The organism is Pseudofrankia coriaricola (assembly GCF_032027725.1).
Classification (GTDB): Bacteria; Actinomycetota; Actinomycetes; order Frankiales; family Frankiaceae; genus Pseudofrankia.
Map to the genome: position 1 here is coordinate 1 of NZ_JASNFO010000120.1, position 2,769 is coordinate 2,769.

Consider the following 2,769-nt stretch of genomic DNA (forward strand, 5'->3'; position numbering starts at 1 on the left):
GCGGCGGTTCTTGGCGGCGTACATGGCCTGGTCGGCGCGGTGGAGCAGCTCCTCGGTGCTGGTGGCCGGGGAGCCGGCCTCGGCGACGGCGACGCCGATGCTGGCCTGGACGTCGCGTCGCCGCCCGTGCACCTGGAACCCCGGGCGCATCGCCTCCTGGATGCGCCACGCGGTGCTCTCGCCGGTCGCGCGCGGATCGTCGGACGGGTCATGCATCAGGACGGCGAACTCGTCGCCACCGAGGCGGGCGGTGAGGTCCTCCTGGCGGACGGCGCCGCGCAGCCGCCCGGCGACCGCGCGCAGCAGCTCGTCGCCGGCGCCGTGGCCCAGGGTGTCGTTGACCGCCTTGAAGTCGTCGAGGTCGCAGAACAGCACCACCAGCGGCCGGCCGTCGGCCTGGTGCGCGGCGACGGCCTGGTCGATCTCGGACGTGAACAGGACGCGGTTGGCCAGGCCGGTCAGTGGGTCGTGCAGTGCCTGGTAGCGCAGTCCGCGCTGGGTCGCCCGCAGGCTCGCCATCAGCCGGGTGTTCTGTGCCACCGTGATCAGCTGGCGGATCGCGACGAGCGTGGCGAGGGCGATCGAGAGCTGCAGAGTAAGGCCCTGTAGGGCCTCCCCCCGTGCGGCGGGCACGACGACGAGCAGGGAGGCGACGCCCAGCGGCAGGTACGGCAGGTAGGCATGGGCCCACAGGGACAGGTCCTCCCTGCCGACCCGGCCGGACCCGGTCTGTCGCGCGCTGGCGGGTCCCGGCAGGATCACCATCGCCAGTGCGAGCACCGGCGGGCCGATGACGGTGCCGACCCAGTACAACGCCGTGTCCTCCACGTGGAACGGCCCTCGTGCCGTCAGATAGACCAGCGCCGACTCCGAGATGGAGAAGAACAGCAGGCCTGCGGTGATCATCCACATCGCCCGGTCGTTGCGGGGCCGGCGAAACGTCAGCAGCAGGAGGGCGACCACGAGCAGCGCCACCTCGCTGAGCGGGTAGGCGAGGGCCACCGCGAACGGCCAGCCGCGCAGGCCGCTTTCGGTGATGTGTTTCAGCACCGCGACCCAGGCGATCAGGAACATCGACCCCACGATCATCAGGCCGTCCAGCGCGACGACCACCGCCGCGACTCGGCGCCCGTCGTCGTCGAACGGGGGCGCGCGCTGTCCGGCCGACCTGTGGGCGGGCCCGGTCGGGATGCTCAGCAGTCCCACCAGGGCCATCAGCGGGGCCACGAGGTAGACCGCGTCCTCGGCGCGCAGCCGGAGCGAGGTGCGGCTGGCGACCGCCCAGGTGATGCTCCAGTACAACGCCCCGAGCAGGGTGGAGAGCAGACCAGTGCTCAGCAGCAGCCGCCAACGGCGCTCGACGCCGCGGCTGCGCACGATGGAGATGGCGGCCAGGGTGATCGCGAACGTGCTGGCGGCCACCAGGGTCACGCCCTGGAAGACCACCAGCCGCCGGCCGGTCAGGAAGTCCAGCGGCACGAGCGCCGCCAGGAGCAGCAGCGCGGTTCCGCCAGCCAGCCGCCGGTACGTCCGCTCGCTCACCGTCCCGGCCGTGGGCGCCGCCGGCCCGCTCCCAGTCCGGGCCTCGGCCGGACCTGGGGCCGGGTCGGCGGGGCGGCGGTGACCGGACGCGGCGGGCGGGCGGCGGTCCGCCGTGAGATCACCGTCGTGCGACACCTCATCCCTCCTTCACTCCAGGGTCGCCGCCCGCGCGAGCCCGCGCACGTCCGAACCTTTCGCTCCGTGACCGGGGCCGTGACCGCCGAGCGCCCGGGTGGCCGGCGAGCGCTCGGCGGCGGCGGGTCAGCGCCGGGACAGACCGCCCAGGAGAAGGTCGAACAGGCGCCGGGCCAGATCCTGAGCCCGTGGCTGGCGGTCGAGGACGAGCGCGAACCCGCCGAGCGCGAGCAGGACGTCGCCCGGGTCGAGGTCGTCGCGTAGCTGCCCGGAGCGCTGTCCGGCTTCGATTGACCCCCGCCACGTCCCGCGGTCCGCTGCGCGCCCGGGAAGTGGCGGACCGGTGGACCGGACGGCGTTCGACGACCTCCTCGCCGCGATACATGTATACGGATTAGGAGATGGATGAGGCGGAGCGGCCGCGGGACGGTCGCCGGTCGGTGGAGGTGTCATGCGTGCGGCTGTAGTCGCTACGGGCGGACGGTACGAGATCACCGAGGTGGCGGACCCGTCGCCCGGCCCCGGGGAGTTACTCCTGCGGGTCACGGCCTGCGGGTTCTGTGGCTCGGACGTCAAGGCGCGGGCGGCCATGCCCGAGGGGACGGTGATGGGGCACGAGTTCGGCGGCGAGGTCGTCGGGCTCGGGCCGGGGGTGGCGGGCTGGCGGGAGGGCACGCACGCGGCGGTGCTGCCGGCGCTGTCGTGTGGGCAGTGCGAGTGGTGCGCCTCCGGTTATGTGATCCATTGCCCGAAGGTGCGGCTCGTCGGGCTCGGCGGGGTCGGTGGCGGCTTCGCCGAGCTGGCCGTGGTGACGGCGGCGGCCGCGTTCCCGCTGACCTCGGAGATCGACCCGTTGCACGGCGCGCTCGTGGAGCCGTTCGCGGTGGGTCTGCACACCGCCCGCGCCGGCCAGTTCGGCGACGGTGACGACGTGCTCGTGGTCGGCGCCGGGACCGTCGGTCTGACCACCATCGCCTGGGCGCGGGCGCGTGGCGCCCGCCGGATCACCGCCGTGGACCCGGCCGCGCCGCGTCGGGCGGCCGCCGAGTCGTTCGGGGCCACCGACGTCCTCGCCTCCGTCGAGGAGGCGCC

At 74.0% G+C, this 2,769-nt stretch carries 3 protein-coding genes; 1 reads left to right on the top strand and 2 read right to left on the bottom strand.

The annotated features are described in order from the left end of the window. Together QOZ89_RS42140 and QOZ89_RS47960 are read right to left on the bottom strand one after the other, a co-directional pair. Nucleotides 1-1,677: diguanylate cyclase domain-containing protein (locus tag QOZ89_RS42140; protein ID WP_312629793.1), on the bottom strand; the 1,677-nt coding region annotated here is incomplete at its 3' end. A gap of 126 nt (nt 1,678-1,803) precedes the next feature. Continuing rightward, nucleotides 1,804-2,130 (bottom strand): SbtR family transcriptional regulator, encoded by a 327-nt coding sequence (locus QOZ89_RS47960; RefSeq protein ID WP_397428950.1) that lies wholly within the window; start codon nt 2,128-2,130, stop codon nt 1,804-1,806. Here QOZ89_RS47960 and QOZ89_RS42150 point away from each other — a divergent pair. After that, nucleotides 2,129-2,769 (top strand): zinc-dependent alcohol dehydrogenase (locus tag QOZ89_RS42150; RefSeq protein ID WP_312629795.1); only part of this gene is annotated, 641 nt, incomplete at its 3' end. The genes QOZ89_RS47960 and QOZ89_RS42150 overlap by 2 nt on opposite strands.